This is a genomic window from Nocardioides turkmenicus (genome assembly GCF_011045035.1).
Classification (GTDB): Bacteria; Actinomycetota; Actinomycetes; order Propionibacteriales; family Nocardioidaceae; genus Nocardioides; species Nocardioides turkmenicus.
Window position 1 is genome coordinate 1 of record NZ_JAALAA010000008.1, and the last position, 16,369, is coordinate 16,369.

13 protein-coding genes are annotated in these 16,369 nt (G+C 71.4%); 5 read left to right on the plus strand and 8 right to left on the minus strand.

Annotated features, from left to right (window positions below; genetic code table 11):
• Positions 1-1,420 (plus strand): GntP family permease (locus G5C66_RS10670; RefSeq protein ID WP_241248428.1); only part of this gene is annotated, 1,420 nt, incomplete at its 5' end.
• 25 nt (positions 1,421-1,445) lie between these two features.
• On the opposite strand, the gene G5C66_RS10675 is transcribed toward G5C66_RS10670, so the two are convergent.
• The 3 genes from G5C66_RS10675 to G5C66_RS10685 are packed head-to-tail and all read right to left on the minus strand — an operon-like array spanning position 1,446 to position 4,697.
• Positions 1,446-1,988: an HIT family protein gene (locus tag G5C66_RS10675; RefSeq protein ID WP_165111155.1), complete on the minus strand. Its 543-nt coding sequence runs from the start codon at positions 1,986-1,988 to the stop codon at positions 1,446-1,448.
• A gap of 40 nt (positions 1,989-2,028) precedes the next feature.
• A complete protein-coding gene (locus tag G5C66_RS10680) occupies positions 2,029-3,912 on the minus strand; it encodes an FtsX-like permease family protein (protein ID WP_165110951.1) in 1,884 nt (627 codons plus the stop codon).
• Positions 3,912-4,697 (minus strand): ABC transporter ATP-binding protein, encoded by a 786-nt coding sequence (locus G5C66_RS10685; RefSeq protein WP_165110952.1) that lies wholly within the window; start codon positions 4,695-4,697, stop codon positions 3,912-3,914. The genes G5C66_RS10680 and G5C66_RS10685 overlap by 1 nt, the downstream gene beginning before the upstream one ends.
• A gap of 109 nt (positions 4,698-4,806) precedes the next feature.
• On the opposite strand from G5C66_RS10685, the gene G5C66_RS10690 reads away from it, so the two are divergent.
• From G5C66_RS10690 to G5C66_RS10700, 3 genes are all read left to right on the plus strand, one after another.
• Positions 4,807-6,081 carry a sensor histidine kinase gene (locus G5C66_RS10690; RefSeq protein WP_165110953.1) on the plus strand — a complete coding sequence of 425 codons (1,275 nt, stop codon included), beginning with the start codon at positions 4,807-4,809 and terminating at the stop codon, positions 6,079-6,081.
• A gap of 8 nt (positions 6,082-6,089) precedes the next feature.
• Entirely contained in the window at positions 6,090-6,734 is a 645-nt protein-coding gene (locus G5C66_RS10695; protein ID WP_206443971.1) for a response regulator transcription factor, read from the plus strand.
• 109 nt (positions 6,735-6,843) lie between these two features.
• Positions 6,844-8,397, plus strand: a complete 1,554-nt coding sequence (locus G5C66_RS10700; protein WP_338144139.1) for a hypothetical protein — start codon at positions 6,844-6,846, stop codon at positions 8,395-8,397.
• On the opposite strand, the gene G5C66_RS10705 is transcribed toward G5C66_RS10700, so the two are convergent.
• The 5 genes from G5C66_RS10705 to thrS all read right to left on the minus strand — a co-directional run bounded on the left by G5C66_RS10705 (position 8,387) and on the right by thrS (position 15,159).
• On the minus strand, positions 8,387-9,448 hold the full coding sequence (locus G5C66_RS10705; protein WP_165110954.1) for a M36 family metallopeptidase: 1,062 nt from the start codon (positions 9,446-9,448) through the stop codon (positions 8,387-8,389). The two genes, G5C66_RS10700 and G5C66_RS10705, sit on opposite strands and share 11 nt — an antisense overlap.
• Before the next feature lie 48 nt (positions 9,449-9,496).
• The gene (locus G5C66_RS10710) at positions 9,497-10,204 is read right to left on the minus strand and encodes a TetR family transcriptional regulator (RefSeq protein ID WP_165110955.1); all 708 of its coding nucleotides are present in this window, start codon (positions 10,202-10,204) and stop codon (positions 9,497-9,499) included.
• Positions 10,205-10,257: 53 nt separating this feature from the next.
• Positions 10,258-11,940, minus strand: a complete 1,683-nt coding sequence (locus tag G5C66_RS10715) for an FAD-dependent oxidoreductase (RefSeq protein WP_165110956.1) — start codon at positions 11,938-11,940, stop codon at positions 10,258-10,260.
• A 37-nt stretch (positions 11,941-11,977) separates the two neighbouring features.
• Positions 11,978-12,973 carry an AurF N-oxygenase family protein gene (locus G5C66_RS10720; protein WP_165110957.1) on the minus strand — a complete coding sequence of 332 codons (996 nt, stop codon included), beginning with the start codon at positions 12,971-12,973 and terminating at the stop codon, positions 11,978-11,980.
• Positions 12,974-13,170: 197 nt separating this feature from the next.
• On the minus strand, positions 13,171-15,159 hold the full coding sequence (gene thrS, locus G5C66_RS10725) for a threonine--tRNA ligase (RefSeq protein ID WP_165110958.1): 1,989 nt from the start codon (positions 15,157-15,159) through the stop codon (positions 13,171-13,173).
• A gap of 206 nt (positions 15,160-15,365) precedes the next feature.
• On the opposite strand from thrS, the gene G5C66_RS10730 reads away from it, so the two are divergent.
• Positions 15,366-16,361, plus strand: a complete 996-nt coding sequence (locus G5C66_RS10730; protein WP_165110959.1) for a hypothetical protein — start codon at positions 15,366-15,368, stop codon at positions 16,359-16,361.
• The last annotated feature ends 8 nt before the right edge of the window (positions 16,362-16,369 follow it).

A 16,369-nucleotide genomic window follows, 5' to 3' on the forward strand; every position in this document is an offset into this window, starting at 1 on the left:
CCCCCACCCTGACCCGACGGGAGAACCAGCCATGCACTGGCTCCAGACAAGCACCCCCGGCCTGCTGCTGCTCTGCGCAGCGGCGATCGCCGTGCTCCTCTTCTTGATCATCAAGGTGAAGCTCGAGCCCTTCATCGCCCTCTTCATCAGCGGCATCGGCCTGGCCGTCGCGGCCGGCCTGTCCGTCGAGCAGATGGTCGGCACCGCGCTCGCCTCGAAGGAGTCGCTCATCGAGACCGGCTTCGGCGGCGTACTCGGTCACATCGCGCTCATCATCGGGCTCGGCACCGTGCTCGGGTCGCTGCTCGAGCGGTCCGGTGGCGCCGACGTGCTCGCCTCGAGGCTGATCGGCATCTTCGGTGAGCGCGGCACCCCGATCGCGATGGGTCTGGTCGGCCTGATCTTCGGCATCCCGGTCTTCTTCGACATCGGCATCTTCGTCCTCGCCCCGCTGGTGTACGTCGCCGCGCACCGCGGCGGTCGCTCGCTCGTCCTCTACGCCCTGCCTGTGCTGGCCGGCCTGTCGATGACCCACGCCTTCCTGCCTCCGCACCCGGGCCCGACGGCCCTCGGCGGTCTCCTCGGCGTCGACCTCGGCTGGCTGATCATCATGGGCCTGGTGTGCGGCCTGCCCGCGTTCGCGGCCGCCGGCATCCTGTTCCCGATCTGGATCGCCCCGCGGGTCCAGGTCTCGGTGCCCGAGGAGTTCCTGGTCGCGGAGACCGAGGCCGAGGAGGACCCGACGCCCGTCGCCCCGGTCTCGCTCGCCCTGGTCCTCGCCGTCATCGCCGTGCCGCTGCTCCTGATCCTGGGCGCGACCTTCGGCACGATGCTGCTCGACCCGGGCCGGCTGCTCAGCGTGCTCACGTTCCTGGGCAACCCGGCGATCGCGCTCACCATCGCGGTGCTGCTGGCCTTCTGGCTGCTCGGCATCCGCCGCGGCATGAGGCTCGACGAGATCTCGGAGTTCACCGGCGCCTCGCTGCGACCGGTCGGCATGATCCTGCTCGTCGTGGGCGCCGGCGCCTTCTTCGGCTCCGTGATCTCGGCGACCGGCGTGGGCGCCGCGCTCGCCGAGGTGCTCGCCGACGCCGGCCTGCCGGTCCTCCTGCTGGCCTACGTCATCTCCTGCGGCCTCCGGATCGCCCAGGGCTCCGCGACCGTCGCGATCGTGACCACCGGCGGCATCGTCGGCCCGACCCTCGCCTCGGGCTACTCCCAGCCCGAGCTCGCCGTGATCGCCGTCGCGATCGCCGCCGGCTCGATCATCCTCAGCCACGTCAACGACGGCGGCTTCTGGATCGTCTCGCGCTACTTCAACCTCACCGTGAAGCAGACCCTGGCGACCTGGACCGTGCTGGAGACGGTGCTCTCGGTCACCGGCTTCGCGGCCGCAGCGGTGGCCTGGGCGATCGTCTGAGGTTCAGCACCTGCGCCGGGGCTGCTCAGGCCGACGCCCACGCCTGCGCGAGCAGGTCGCGGGTGTCGGTCAGCAGCTGCGGCAGGGTCTTGGTGCGGCCGATGATCGGCATGAAGTTCTGGTCGCCGACCCAGCGGGGCACGATGTGCTGGTGCAGGTGGGCGGCGATACCCGCGCCGCCGGCGGTGCCCTGGTTCATGCCGATGTTGAACCCCTCGGCCTGCGAGACGCCGGCGAGGGTGCGTACGGCCTGCTTGGTCAGCATCGCCATCTCGGCGGCCTCCTCGTCGGTGGTCTCGACGTAGCCGGCGACGTGACGGTAGGGGCACACCATCATGTGGCCCGGGGCGTACGGGTAGAGGTTGAGCACCACGAAGCAGGTCTCGCCGCGGTGGACGACCAGGCCCTCGGCGTCCTCGAGCGTCGGCACCCGGCAGAACGGGCACTTCGTCTCCGAGGGGTCGCTGGGCTTGTTCTCGCCGCGGATGTAGGCCATCCGGTAGGGCGTCCACAGCCGCTCCAGCCCGTCGCCCTCGCCGATGCCGTCCTGGGTGAGTACGCCGTCCATCTCCGTCACGCGGAAAACACTACTTAATCCCCTGGAAAGGTCAGTCGGGCGCTTCCCCTCCCCGCAGCGCGTACGCCCCGGCAACAGCAGCCGCGAGCAGCACGACGAGGCAGGCTGCGGTGATCCCGGACAGGGCCTCCCACGGGACCGTCAGCGGCGCGTCGGGCACGTCGCGGACGACCGCCTGGCGCACCAGCCAGGCCGTGAAGCCCGTGACCGCGCCGCCGACCAGCAGCGCGCCGGCGCCGGTGAACACCGTCTCCCAGAGCGTGGTCCGGCGCACCTGCGCCGGGGTGGCGCCGAGGAGCCTGGCCGTGGCGGTCTGGCGGCGGCGCTGGCTCATCCCGATCAGGACCGCGTTGACGGCCGCGATCGCGGCGTAGACCCCGGCCGGGCCGAGCATCACCCACAGGACGACCGTGTTCGTGTCCCGGGCCTCGGCGGCGACGGTGCTGACCCAGTCCTCGCCGGTGCTCACCTCGGCCCCGGTGTCCCGGAGCGACCGGGCGGTCGCAGCGACGTCCGCGCCGGGGTCGGTGCGCACGAAGACGGTCCCGGTGTCGCGGACGACCCGGCCGATGCCGGGCAGGTCGTCGGGCACGATGACGTCGCCCCACAGGTTCGGGGCGTCGGGCACGACCGCGACCAGCCGCACCTTCACGGTCCGGTCGCCGATGCGCATCCGGCGGGTCTGACCGACCCGGCCACCGAGGTCGGTGACGTAGGAGGCGGTGACGGCGATCGCCCTGCCGTGCAGGTCGGCGAGGTTCCCCCGCGTCGCCTGCAGGCTCCGCGTCGCTGCCGCGTCGGCGACGTCGACGACCTCGACCTCGGTGCGCTCGCCCCCGAAGCCCACCGGGGCCGTACGGCGTACGTCGCTCACCCTCACCCCGGGCAGGCCCTGGATCCGCTCGGGACGCTCCGCCTGCTCGACGACCAGCTCCGACCTGAGCGCGGCCCTGTCGGCGCCCTCGCTCCAGTCGGCGGTCGCGCCGACGGCGACCACCATCGAGCCGGCCACCGCCATGATGGCCACCACCGGCGCCGCCACTGCGGCGGTCATCCGGCTGCTGGTGCGGGCGAGGTCGCGGGCCAGGTGCGCGGCCGGGTCCCGTCGGGCCACCACGGCACCTGCGTACGCCGCCAGCTCGGTGTAGAGCAGGCCACCGACCGCGTTGGCCCCGATCACGGCGACGATCGGCAGGAACATGCCCACGAGCAGGGCGAACAGCAGCGGCATCCCGGGAGCGAACCAGGCGGTGGCGACCAGCCCGGCAGCCGCGGTGAGCGCGACCAGACCTTGGGCCACCGTGGGCCGGCGCCTCTCGAGGACGGCCTCGCGGAGCGCCTCGACCGGCTGCGTACGTCCGGCGCGGGCGCCCGCTCGCCGGGCCCCGACCAGCGCCACGCCGACACCGCAGCAGGCCGCGATCGCCCATCCGGTCCCCTGGCTCGGCATCGCGAGCAGGACCGGCGTGACCCCGGCCTGGTGCAGGACGCGCAGCACCGGCACCGTCACCACGGTGCCGAGCAGGCAGCCGGCGACCGTGCCGACGACCGCTACCGCGAGCGCCTCGCCGAGCAGCAGCGTCCGCACCTGGCGCGGGGTGGCGCCGAGCAGGCGGAGCAGGCCGAGCTCGCGGCGCCGGGTGGCGACCACGAACCCGAAGGTCGAGGAGACCACGAAGAGCGCCAGGAAGAGCGAGATCCCGGCCATGATGCCGAACAGCGACCCGAGATCGTCGATCTGCCGCCGGGTCTGCTCGTCGAGGCCGTCGGTGGCGGTGCCGAGCGCGCCCAGCATGTTGGTGGCGAGGGTGATCAGGGCGATGCCGCCGGCGAGGGCGACGGCGGCCCCGGCGTACGGCGGCCACGACTGGCGCAGCGTCTTCAGGCTGTGCGCGCCGAGCGACACGATGCTCATCAGGCAGGCTCCAGGTCGGTCATGCGGGCGGCGATCCGAGCGGCATCGCTGCGCTCCATCTGCCCGACGATCCGGCCGTCGGCGAGGAACAGCACCCGGTCGGCGTACGAGGCGGCGAGCGGGTCGTGGGTGACCATGACGACCGTCTGCGCCGGACCATGAGTCGCCGGGGTGTCGACGAGGTTCCGGAGCAGCTCGAGGACATCGCGCCCGGCGTGGCGGTCCAGTGCACCGGTGGGCTCGTCGGCGAAGAGCACCGCGGGCCGGGTGTGCAGCGCCCGTGCGATGGCGACGCGCTGCTGCTGGCCGCCGGAGAGCTCCGGCGGCCGTCTCCGGGCCAACCCGTGCAGGCCGACCTGCTCGAGTGCCCCGATCACCGCGGCGCGATCCGGGCGCCGCCCGGCGAGACGGGCGGGGAGGGCGACGTTGTCGTAGGCGGTGAGGGCGTCGAGCAGGTTGTACTGCTGGAACACGAAGCCCATCGACTCCCGGCGCAGCTTCGTCAGGCTCGTCCGGCTCAGGCCCGACAGCGTCGTGCCGGCCACGCGGACGCTGCCCCGGGAGGGCCGGTCGAGGCCGGCGGCGACCTGCATGAGTGTGGACTTGCCCGACCCCGACGGACCCATGATCGCGGTGAACGTCCCGGCGGTGAAGGCATGGCTCACGCCGCGAAGGGCGTGGACCTTTCCGGAGCGGGACCGGTAGGTGCGGGTGACGTCGTCGAGGACGACGGCGGGCGGGCCGGACGGCGGCGCTTGGACGGTGGCCGGGAGGGTGGCGGTCATGTCCTCCAGCAAACGCCGCGCCCGGGGCGCGCGCACGGGCGCGGACGCCACGACGAGGTAGCGCGTGCGCTACCCCGCGGAGGGGTGCGGAGTGCCTAGGCTCCGGGTCATGAGACCACCACCCGACATCTGGGCGGCGCTGCGCTCCTCCCCCTGGCGGCTCCTCGCCTCCAGCTGGCCGTGGCGCGCCCTGGCCTATCTGGCCTCCGGCGCTCTGGTCGGTCTCGTCGTCGCCGCGGTGCTGTTCGTGCTGGTCGGCGTCGGTCTCCTCACCCTGGTCATCCTCGTCGGTGTGCTGGTCCTGGCCGGGATCCCGCTGTTGGCGGCGCTCGTCGCCGACATGGAACGGGTACGCCTCCGGCTGGTCCTCCCCGACGTCCGTCCGGGCCAGGCAGCGCGGCCCGCGCCGATCGCCTGGAGCGAGCGGCTCCGCGCTCTGCGCCGGCTGCGGATCTCCGGGCCCGAGGTCGGCTACACCGTGCTGCTCGCCACGGTGCTGTGGCTCGTGGACGCCGTCGTGCTCAACCTGATCATCACCATCCCGGGCGTGCTCGTGCTCGCCCCGGTCCTGGTCCGGGTCGACGCTCCGATCGCCATCGGCCCCTGGCAGCTCAGCACGCCCACGGAGGCCTGGATCGCGGTGGCGCCGGGACTCGTGCTCCTCGTCTTCGGCCTGTACGTCGCCACCCTCCTCGCAGCCGCCCAGGCCAGCCTCGCGCGGCTCCTGCTCGAACCGGCCCAGACCCGGCTGGCCGCGGCCGTCGCCGACCTGCGCCGCTCCCGGGTCGACCTCGTGGACGCCTTCGAGACCGAGCGCAGCAGGATCGAGCGCGACCTCCACGACGGTGCGCAGCAGCGGCTCGTCGCGCTGACCATGACGCTCGGCCTGGCCGAGCTGGAGGTGCCCGAGGGGGCTGGGCTCGACCTCGTCCGACAGGCCCACACCCAGGCGGAGACGGCGCTGGCCGAGCTCCGCGCGACCGTCCGCGGGATCCACCCGCGGGTGCTGGTCGACCACGGGCTCACCGCTGCGGTGCGCGAGCTCGCCGACACCGCCGGGCTGCCGGTCTCCGTCGACCTGCGGGTGGACGGCCGGCTGCCGGCGCCGGTCGAGGCCGCGGCGTACTTCGTGGTCGCGGAGGCGCTCACCAACGCGGTCCGGCATGCCGGTGCCCGCTCGGCCCGCGTCGAGGGACAGGTGTCGGGCGACCGGCTGGAGGTCGGCGTACGCGATGATGGGGCCGGTGGCGCCACCGTGCGACCAGGGGGCGGGCTCGCCGGACTGGCCACCCGCCTGGCCGCTCTGGACGGCCACCTCGAGGTCACCAGCCCCCCGGGCGGACCGACGGAAGTGAGGATGACGTGCCCGACCGTGCTTCCCTGAGGGCTCCCCTGAGGATCGTCCTGGCCGAGGACGCCGCGCTGCTGCGCGAGGGCCTCCTCGCCATCCTCGAACGAGCCGGCCACGAGGTCATCGCCGCGGTCGGCGACGCCGACGCCCTGCTCGCCTTCACCGATCACACCCGCCCCGACGTCGTGATCACCGACATCCGGATGCCGCCGACCCACACCGACGAGGGGCTGCGCGCCGCCGCCGAGCTGCGCCGACGGCACCGCGACCTGGCCGTCCTCGTGCTCTCGGCGTACGTCGCCGACGCCTACCTCGCCGAGCTCCTCGACACCACCGGTGGTGGCGGAATCGGCTACCTCCTCAAGGACCGGGTCGGCCACGTCCGGGACTTCCTCGACAGCCTGGACCGGGTGGCTGGCGGCGAGACCGTCGTCGACCCCCAGGTCGTACGCGGTCTCCTCAACCGGCACCAGCCCGACGGTCCGCTCGACGCGCTCTCGGAGCGAGAGCGCGAGGTGCTGGCGCTGATGGCCGAGGGGCGCACCAACGGCAGCATCGCGACCGCGCTCTTCGTCTCGGAGGCCGCCGTCCGCAAGCACGTCGGCAACATCTTCGCCAAGCTCCGGCTCGACCCCACCACCGACCGCCGGGTCTCCGCCGTGCTCGCCTACCTGCGCGAGGCCTAGACCGGTACTCCGGCACTCGGCTTGGGTGACGGTCATAGAGTGGCAACACCCCACGACGTTGTGCGCAAACGGCTCCATCGCCCTTCATCCAGGCTCCTAGCGTGCCGAAGTGACCACTCCCGTCAGTGACCGCACCGCTACGCCGGTGCCCGAGAGGCCCGGCGGCGGCGACGCACGCGTCACCGGCAGGGGCCGGACGGACACCGTGATCGTGCTGCTCGCTGCTCTGGTGGCGGCGGCCGCGTGGCTGCCCTTCCTCGACCGGCCGCTCACCGCGGACGAGAGCGGCTTCCTGATGGTGGCCGAGCAGTGGCAGCCGGGCCGTTCGCTGTACGGCGACTACTGGGTCGACAGGCCGCCGCTGCTGCTCTGGCTGTTCACGATCGCCGGCTACCTCGGGTCCGTCGAGGCGACGACGTCTGGGCTCGTCGCGCCCGGGCTCAAGGTGCTCGGCGCGGTGGCGGGCGGGCTGTCGGTCGCCCTGACCGGCGTCCTGGCGAGCCTGGTGTCACCGGGGAGTCGTCCGACATTGCTCACAACCGTCGTGCTGGCAGCAGCACTGGTGTCGAGCCCGCTGCTCGGCATGCCGGCGGTCAACGGCGAGCTGCTCGCGGTGCCCCTCGTCCTCCTCGGCCTGGTGTGTGCGGTGACGGCGATGCGCGGACCGTGGGGATGGCGTACGGCTGTGCTCGCCGCCGCGGCCGGCGCATCCGGCATGGCGGCCGCACTGGTCAAGCAGAACTTCATCGACGTCTTCGTGTTCACCGCCGTCCTCGTCGCGATCTCTCACCCGCATGTGCCCCGGCTGTGGGCTCGGGCTGCCACGTTCGCGGGCGGCGCCGCGGCATCGCTCGGTGCGGCGGTCGCAGGCGCCGGGGCGCAGGGCACCTCCGTCCCCGAGCTGTGGGACGCGGTCGTGGTCTTCCGCACCCATGCCGCGGACCTGATCGAGGCCTCGGCCTCCTCGGCGACGGCTGCCCGAGGTGTGCAGCTCGTCACGGCGTCCCTCGGTAGCGGGGTCGCCGTGGTCCTCGTCATCGCGGTGGCCGCGGTGGTCGCACGCAGGTCACCGCTGGCTCTGCCCGTGCTCGCCATGACCGCGTGGGAGCTGGTCGCGATCGCCGCCGGTGGCAGCTACTGGTTGCACTACCTGACCGGCATCGTCCCCGGCCTCGTGCTGCTGGTCGCGACCGCCGGGTTCGACCCCGCGCGACGGTCCGGGCTCGCGCTGAGATCTGCGGTGGCCTACGCGGTCGTCGCTGCGCTCGTCGTCTGGACGCTCGTGGCGCTCGCCCCACCGCAGCAGACTCCCGAGAGCCGGGTCTCGACCTACCTGCGCGAGCACGCGCACCCTTCCGACGGTGTCGTGGTCGGGTTCGGCCACCCGGAGATCATCGCCGCGAGCGGACTCGACAGCCCGTACGAGAACCTGTGGAGCCTCCCCGCGCGTGTGCGCGACCCGCACCTGACCCACCTGCACAGCGTGCTGGCAGGTGGGTCGGCCCCGCGGTGGGTCGTCGTCGACGGCGACAGTCTCGACACCTGGGGCCTCGACGGCGACCACGCGCAGCAGTACCTTCGGCGGCACTACGTCGAACGGGTGAGCTACGACGACTGGCACATCTGGCAGCGCCGGTCGACGTCGGTCACGGTCAGAAGGTGATCCCCCGCGCCGCGAACCGGTCACGCACCAGATCGGCGGCCGCCTGGCCGTCGCGAGCGGCTGCCGCGGCGTACGTCTCGGCAGCGGCGGCCTGGAAGCTGGTGTCCGGCGCGTAGGAGAACTGCGAGTAGATCAGGGTGGTGTCCCAGTCGCGGGTGGTGAGGCCGAGAGCCTGGTAGCCCTCGCGGATCTCCCAGAGCGCCTGGCTCCAGATCTGGCCGTCGTAGTGCACCTGGTTGCGGCGGTCCTCGAGGGTCAGGTCGAGGTGGAAGCTGCGGATGCAGTGGGGGGCGTCGGTGTAGGACGTCGCGTCCCAGTCCATCGGGCAGGACGGGTCGGCCGCGACCGGCCAGCCGAACTCGTCGGCGGCGTCGAGACCGACGGTCACGGCGAGATAGTCACCGAACGACTCCCCGATCGCGCCGGCGTCGAGGCTGCTGCCGTAGCCGGGCACCTGGTCGGCGTGGACGGCGTGACCGTATTCGTGGACGATCACCTCCGCGTCCTCGGCGTCGTCGACGCCGCCCTTGCCCAGCCGGATCCGGAACGGCTTGTCGGTCTGGTAGGAGTTGTCGCCGCCGTACTGGTTGATCTTCACCGAGAACGGCTCGTTCAGCACGCCCGGGAGCGTCTCCCCGAAGCCGAGGGTGTGCAGGTAGGTCTGCGTGCGAGTCACCCAGAAGTAGCCCATGACCTGCTCGAACTGGTCCTGGTGGCGGTCGTAGGAGTAGCTGTTGGTGGTGGAGTACGCCGGCGTGCCGGTGCTCGACTCGACAACCGCGTAGTCACCGCGGAGGTAGCCCGATCCGTCCAGGTGGGTCAGCGGCACCTCGGCGTAGGCACTCTCCGGCACCGCGCTCGCGGCGTCCTTCTGGTCGGTCAGGTCCTGGTCGTTGCTGGACTGGACCGGGTTGACCATGAAGACGCGGGCGGTGCCCTCGGACGAGCCGCTGCCGGGGGCCGCGGTGGCCGGGCTCAGCGGGGCGGCGAGCCCGGCGGTGGCTGCCAGGCCGGCGGTGACGGCGATCGAGAGTCTGCGCAGGTGGGGCATGGTCTTCTCCTGGAATGAACGGCCGTGCGGCCGGGCGATACCGGGAGGCTATACCGCGAGGACGTCATTGGACAGGAGTTCTTCCAGAGGAAGGTCGGGGTCGAGCTCGATCCCGAACCCGCGGGCGTGACCGTCGATGACGAACCAGATGGACTGGGCGGTGAGCCGCTCCAGTGTCTCGGCGGGCAGCCGCTCACCGGTGCGGGTCAGCCAGCGGCGTACGGCACCGAAGACCGCGCCGACGAGACCGTAGATCAGCGGGTCGAGAGCCTCGGCCTCCTCCTCGGTGGGCTTGCCGCCGAGGGCGAGCACGGCGGTGCCGACGATGCCCGAGATCCGGCCGGCGAGCTGCTCCATCCCCTGCTGGAACGGGCCGTCGTCGCCGCCGTCGATGTCGTGGTCGGCGGCGAGGTGGAGCGCGGGGTGCGCCCGGGCCCAGCGTACGTAGGTGCCGATGATCCGCTCGATGATCTGCGGCACGGTGCCGTCGAGGGTGATCCCCGGCATCAGGTCGGACCAGAGGCCGTCGAGGATCGCCTGCTGCACGGCACGGTCCAGGTCGGCACGGTCCTCGAAATGGCGGTAGATGACCGTGCGGGACAGTCCGGCGCGCACCGCGATCTGCTGCACCTGCACGTCGGCGCCGGGCTCACCTGCCTCGATCACCGCGATGGCGGCGTCGATGATCTGCTGGCGGCGCTGCTGGTTGTGCTTGCTCCACCGGTCCTGCCGACCATCGCGCTTCTCCCCGGCCACCCGCTTCTCCCCCTGCTCCCGTGATCCCGATCTCGCCCGGTGTCGAGAGCGCCTCAGCGCTCCTTGCGACGCCCCAGAGCGTATCGGGGTTTCCGCGACTTCGCGGCGATGCCCCGCATCTCCTCGACATCGGTGATCTTCACGCGCGGGCGACCGGACTCGGCGCCGCGCCGCTTCTCCTCGCGGTCGATCGCCTGCCATCCGGCCAGCTCGACCATGCCGGGCTGGCGGCTGCGCACGATCGCGGTGATCTCGCGGGGGTCCCCGACCGGGGCCGGGATCCGGTCCGCGTCGAGGTCGTCGAGCAGCTGGTCGACCGTCTCTGTGGCGTCGGTCTTGTTGGTGCCGATGAAGCCGTTCGGGCCGCGCTTGACCCAGCCGGCGACGTACACGCCCGGGAGCACCCGGCCGCGGTCGTTGGGGACGGTGCCGGTCGCGGCGTCGTAGGGAAGGTCCGCGACGGGCAGGCCCTTGTAGCCGACCGCGCGCAGCAGCATCCCCGCCTCGAGGACCTCGGTCTCACCGGTGGCGACGGCGCGGACCACGCCGTTCTCGTCGCGCTCGAGCCGGTTGCGGCCGACCTCGACCCCGGTGACCCGGTCCTCGCCGAGCACACGCACCGGCGAGCTGAGGAACCGCAGCACGATCGTACGCAGCTCCGGCCGCACCTCACGGCGGGCGATCTCGCGCAGCAACCGGGCGGTCGTCTCGCCGCCGGCCAGCGCCTCCTCGAGCAGGAGGTCGCCGGTGTCGACGACCACGTTGACGCCGGTGTGGCCCATCAGGCCGACCAGCTCGGGCACGGTGAAGGCCGCCTCCCCGGGCCCCCTACGCCCGAGGACGACGACCTCCCGCACCGCGCTGTCACGCAGGACCGCCAGCGGCCCGTCGGCGATGTCGGTGCCGGCCAGCGTCTCGGGGTCCTCGGCGAGGATCCGGGCGCAGTCGAGCGCCACGTTGCCGTTGCCCACGAGGACGACCCGCCCCGACGGGATGGACCCGGCATCGAGGTGGACCGGCAGGTCCTGCTTGTCGGGGTGGCCGTTGTACCAGCCGACGAAGTCGGTCGCGCTCAGCGATCCGAGCAGGTCGTCGCCGTCGATCCCGAGGGCACGGTCGCTCGCCGCGCCGACGGTGTAGACGACCGCGTCGTAGCGGGCGGTCAGCTCGGCGTGGGAGACGTCCTTGCCGACCTCGACGCCCAGGAAGTAGCGGAACCCGGGCTGGGCCTCGATCTGCGCGAAGAGCTTCTCGACCTGCTTGGTGCTCTGGTGGTCGGGCGCGACGCCGGCCCTCACCAGGCCGTACGGCGTCGGCAGGCGGTCGAAGACGTCGACGGTGATCTCGGGGTGCTTGAGCAGCTCGTCGGCGGCGTACATCCCGGCCGGCCCGGCGCCGACCACCGCGATCCGGAACGGTCCGGTGCGGGTGAGCCGGCGCTGGGGGTGGACCAGGGCGAGCGGAGTGCGGTCCTTGTGCGGGAAGACCTCGAAGTACTCCGCGTTGATGGCCAGGAACGGCGTCTGCGCTGCCGTCAGCGTCGTGTGCGGGACGATCGCGTCGGCCGGGCACGCCGTGACGCAGGCTCCGCAGTCGACGCAGCTCTTGGCGTCGACGTAGAGCATCTCGGCCTCGCCGAAGCCGGGCTCGCCCGGCGCGGGGTGGATGCAGTTGACCGGGCAGGCGACGACGCACGAGGCGTCGGCACAGCACGACTGGGTGACGACGTGAGGCACAGGTGGCTACCGTTCTAGGGCATCGGGCTCAGTGGGATCAGTAGGAGGCCGCGCGCGGCTCGGCGCGGAACCGCGAAGCGCGGCCGTCGATGCCGGTCAGCTTCCACAGCAGCTTGGCCGGACCCTTGCGGATGCCCAGGTTGTCGGCCAGGAGGCGTACGTCACCGAAGAGGTCGCGCAGCAGCTTCTCCGACTCCTCGGACTTCCACCAGATCTCCTTGGCCACGTCGTCCGGGATGCCCATGTCGTAGCGCGCCTGCTTGCTCGGGACCATGATCACGTCGCAGAGGAGTCGCATGATGACCGGGAAGACGTAGGCCAGCAGGGTCTTCTTCACGCGGCCGAGCTCGGGCACGTGCTGCTCGAGGTACTGGTGGGCGAAGCCGATGTGGCGGGCCTCCTCCGCGATGTGGATCTGCATGATCCGGTTGGCCGCCGGGTGGCTGCCGCCGGAGCGCATCGCACCCTTCTGCAGGTGGTCGATCGGCTCCTCGCCGGCCAGGATGCCGGTGAAGAACGCCTCCGGGAACCACGCACCCGCCGAGGCCATCAGCGGCACCAGGACCTTGAAGTACGTCGGCGCACCGGCCACGTCGGGGTTCACCCTGTTGACGAACTCCTGGAACATCTGGGTGTGGTGGGTCTCCTCGGTCACCTCGTGAGTCGCGTAGCGGAACTCCGGGTTGTTGTTCTTGGCCCAGACCAGGTGGTTCATGACGCCGCCGATGAGCAGCTGCTCGAACTGGAGGCCGACCTTGGCGACCTGCGCCCAGCGGTACATCCCGATCTCGATCTGGCGCTGCTTGGGCAGCGCCTTGTACCACGGGTGGGCGCCGATCTCGTCGGCGTCGTTGAGGATCCAGCGCTCGTCGTCGGGCAGCACCGCGAGCTCGTCGGAGTCCCAGTCGATGTCCTTGAACGGGTCGAAGTGCACCTCGACCGAAGCCTCGGACAGCGTGCGGAGCGTGTCGAGGTAGGCCTGCTTGCCCTGGCGGACGTATCCGGTGGACTTCTCATCCTGAACGGCGGTCATGACGATCGCTCCTTTGCACCGTTGCGTTCTGCGTTGAACTACTGACGACGTGACCCACGTTACCCGGACACGCGTCCCGATAACAAGAGTACGCGCGACTTAGTGTCGCGAATAGTTCTTCGCCGCTCGGAGTGTCGCCGGAGACAGCGCGAGGGCGGTGCGTGCCATGCACGCACCGCCCTCGTGGACCTATGTGGTCAGACCTGCTCGTGCGACTCCACGGCGGCGACGATCCGTTCGATCGCCTCGTCGACCGGGATGCCGTTCTCCTGGCGGCCGTCGCGGTAGCGGAAGCTGACCGCACCCTTCTCGACGTCCTCGCCGCCGGCGATCAGCATGAACGGGATCTTCTGGAGCTGGGCGTTGCGGATCTTCTTCTGGAAGCGGTCGTCGGACTCGTCGACCTCGACCCGGATGCCCTTAGCCTTCAGCTTGCCGGCGACCTCGTGGAGGTAGTCGGCGAAGGCGTCGGCAACGGGGATGCCGACGACCTGGACGGGGGCGAGCCACGGGGGGAAGGAACCGGCGTAGTGCTCGACGAGTACGCCGAGGAAGCGCTCGATGGAGCCGAACTTGGCCGAGTGGATCATCACCGGCTGCTGCCGGGTGCCGTCGGCGGCCTGGTATTCCAGGTTGAAGCGGTCCGCGGAGGGCTGGTTGAAGTCGTACTGCACCGTGCCCATCTGCCAGGTGCGGCCGATGGCGTCCTTGGCCTGGACGGAGATCTTCGGGCCGTAGAAGGCCGCGCCGCCCGGGTCCGGGACGAGCTCGAGACCGGTCTCGCCGGCCACCTCCTCGAGGATCTTGGTCGCCTCGGCCCAGTCCTCGTCGCTGCCGACGAACTTCTCCTTGTTGGAGTCGTCGCGGGTGGACAGCTCGAGGTAGAAGTCGTCGAGGCCGAAGTCCCTGAGCACGGTCAGCATGAACTCGAGCAGGTGCTTGACCTCGGCCGGCGCCTGCTCCTTGGTGCAGTAGGAGTGGGAGTCGTCCTGAGCGAACCCACGCACCCGGGTGAGCCCGTGGATCACGCCCGACTTCTCGTTGCGGTAGACCGACCCGAACTCGAACAGCCGCAGGGGCAGCTCGCGGTAGGCGCGCCCGCGCGAACGGTAGATCAGGTTGTGCATCGGGCAGTTCATCGCCTTGAGGCGGTAGTCCTGGCCGTCGACGTCCAGCGCCGGGAACATCCCGTCGCCGTAGTAGGGCAGGTGGCCCGAGGTGTGGAAGAGCTGCTCACGGGCGATGTGGGGGGTGCCGACGTACTCGAAGCCGTGCTCGATGTGCTTGGCGCGTACGTAGTCCTCCATCTCCCGCTTGATGATCCCGCCCTTGGGGTGGAAGACCGGGAGACCGGAGCCGATCTCGTCCGGGAAGGAGTAGAGGTCGAGCTCGCGCCCGAGCTTGCGGTGGTCGCGGCGCTCGGCCTCCTCGATCCGGGCCAGGTGGGCGTCGAGCGCCTCCTTGGACTCCCAGGCTGTGCCGTAGATGCGCTGGAGCTGCTTGTTCTTCTCGTCGCCACGCCAGTACGCAGCCGCGCTGCGCATCAGCTTGAAGGCGGGGATCCGCCTGGTGGTCGGCAGGTGCGGGCCGCGGCAGAGGTCCTTCCAGGCGACCTCGCCGTTGCGGTCGAGGTTGTCGTAGATGGTCAGCTCGCCGCCGCCGACCTCGGCGCTGGCACCTTCGGCGGCGTCGGCCGCGGAGCCCTTGAGGCCGATCAGCTCGAGCTTGTAGGGCTCGTCGGCCAGCTCGACGCGGGCGTCGTCGTCGGTGGTGACCCGGCGGGAGAACTTCTGGTTGGCCTTGATGATCTTCTTCATCCGGGACTCGATCTTGACCAGGTCCTCGGGCACGAACGGGGTCTCGACGTCGAAGTCGTAGTAGAAGCCGTCGGTCACGGGCGGTCCGATGCCGAGCTTGGCCTCGGGGAAGAGCTCCTGCACCGCCTGCGCCATCACGTGCGCGGTCGAGTGGCGCAGGATGTCGTGGCCGTCCTTGGAGTCGATCAGGATGCCCTCGACCTCGTCACCGTCGGCGAGCTCGTAGGAGAGGTCCTTGAGGTCCTCGCCGACCCGCGCGGCGATCACGTCGGGGTTGTCCGCGAAGAGTTCCCACGCCTTCGTGCCCGTAGTGACCGTCCGTTCCTCGCGCCCGTCGGGGGTGAGTACGGCGATCTTGATCTCGGACACGGATGCTCCTGTGGGTTCCAGTGATGGGTGGGCCGCGATCCTCGCGCGGCGTTCCGATCGTATCCGCCGCCGGCTGGCTACTGCGAATGGGTGAAGCCCGTGTCAGACCGAGGTTCCGGCTGGGTTGCATGAACCCGTAGGGGCATGCGACTAGACTTTCGGCGCCTCGATCGACGTCCCTCCCAGTCTCTGATGTGAAAGGCCTCGTGCTCCCCACCACCGGCCCCAAGTCCCGTCTCATCGACCCGTCCCGCCGGGTCCTCAGGTTCAAGCGACGCACGTCGATCGCGACCGTCCTGATCACCCTCGGCCTCGGCGCGCTGGCCATGCTGTTCCCAGCCACCGTCGTGGCCCAGCAGGCCGCCGACCGCTGGAACAGCGGGCAGTGGGCGGAGGTGAGCGTGGTGGAGCGGTGCGAGTTCGACAGCGGCACCGGCGACATCACCTCCTGCCGAGGCCGGTGGCGCGTCGACGGCGAGCAGGTCACCGGAAGCATCCACGGCACCCTGCGCGACATCGGCCGCGACCCGGACCCGTCGAAGGCGACCTTCCGGATGTGGGTGGTCGGCGCCGACGCGTACGGCGAGCACGCGATCAACCCGTGGCCGGCCCGCATCGTCGGGATGGGCCGCGCCCCGGTGCTCTGGGGCGGGATCGCGCTCACCCTGCTCGGGCTGGTGCTGCTTCCGACGCGGCGGGCCTGGCTGCGTACACCGGGCGAGGAGACGCTCACCGAGGACCTCGGCATCCGGCTGAGCACCCATCCCGCCCACGGGCGGGCGTGGCTGGCGCCCGTCGGGCTGGTCCTCGGCCCGGCGCTCATCGCGCTCGGCGCCTGGATCGCCACCCGGTCGCACCTGCCCATGGTGCTGGTGCTCGCCGGGGGTCTGGTGGCGCTCGCCGGGCTGGTGCTCGGGTTCCGGCTGACCTGGCTCGGGCTGCAGCGCCCGGTCGCGGTCGACCTCGGGCTCTACGAGGGCGGCCTGGTCCTGGAGCATGCCCGGCACACCGACGTCATCCTCTGGGAGGACGTGACCAGCATCGACACCGGTGTCGTCGACGAGCGCAAGGCCAACCCGCGCATCGACGTCACCCTGCACCTGGTCACCGGCGCCGCCCTGCGGCTGCCGCGCGTCGACCACCAGCACTCGTTCACCGCGCACCTGCACCGGATCGCCTCCGGATCGCCGCCGCCGTTGTGAGGTAGCGT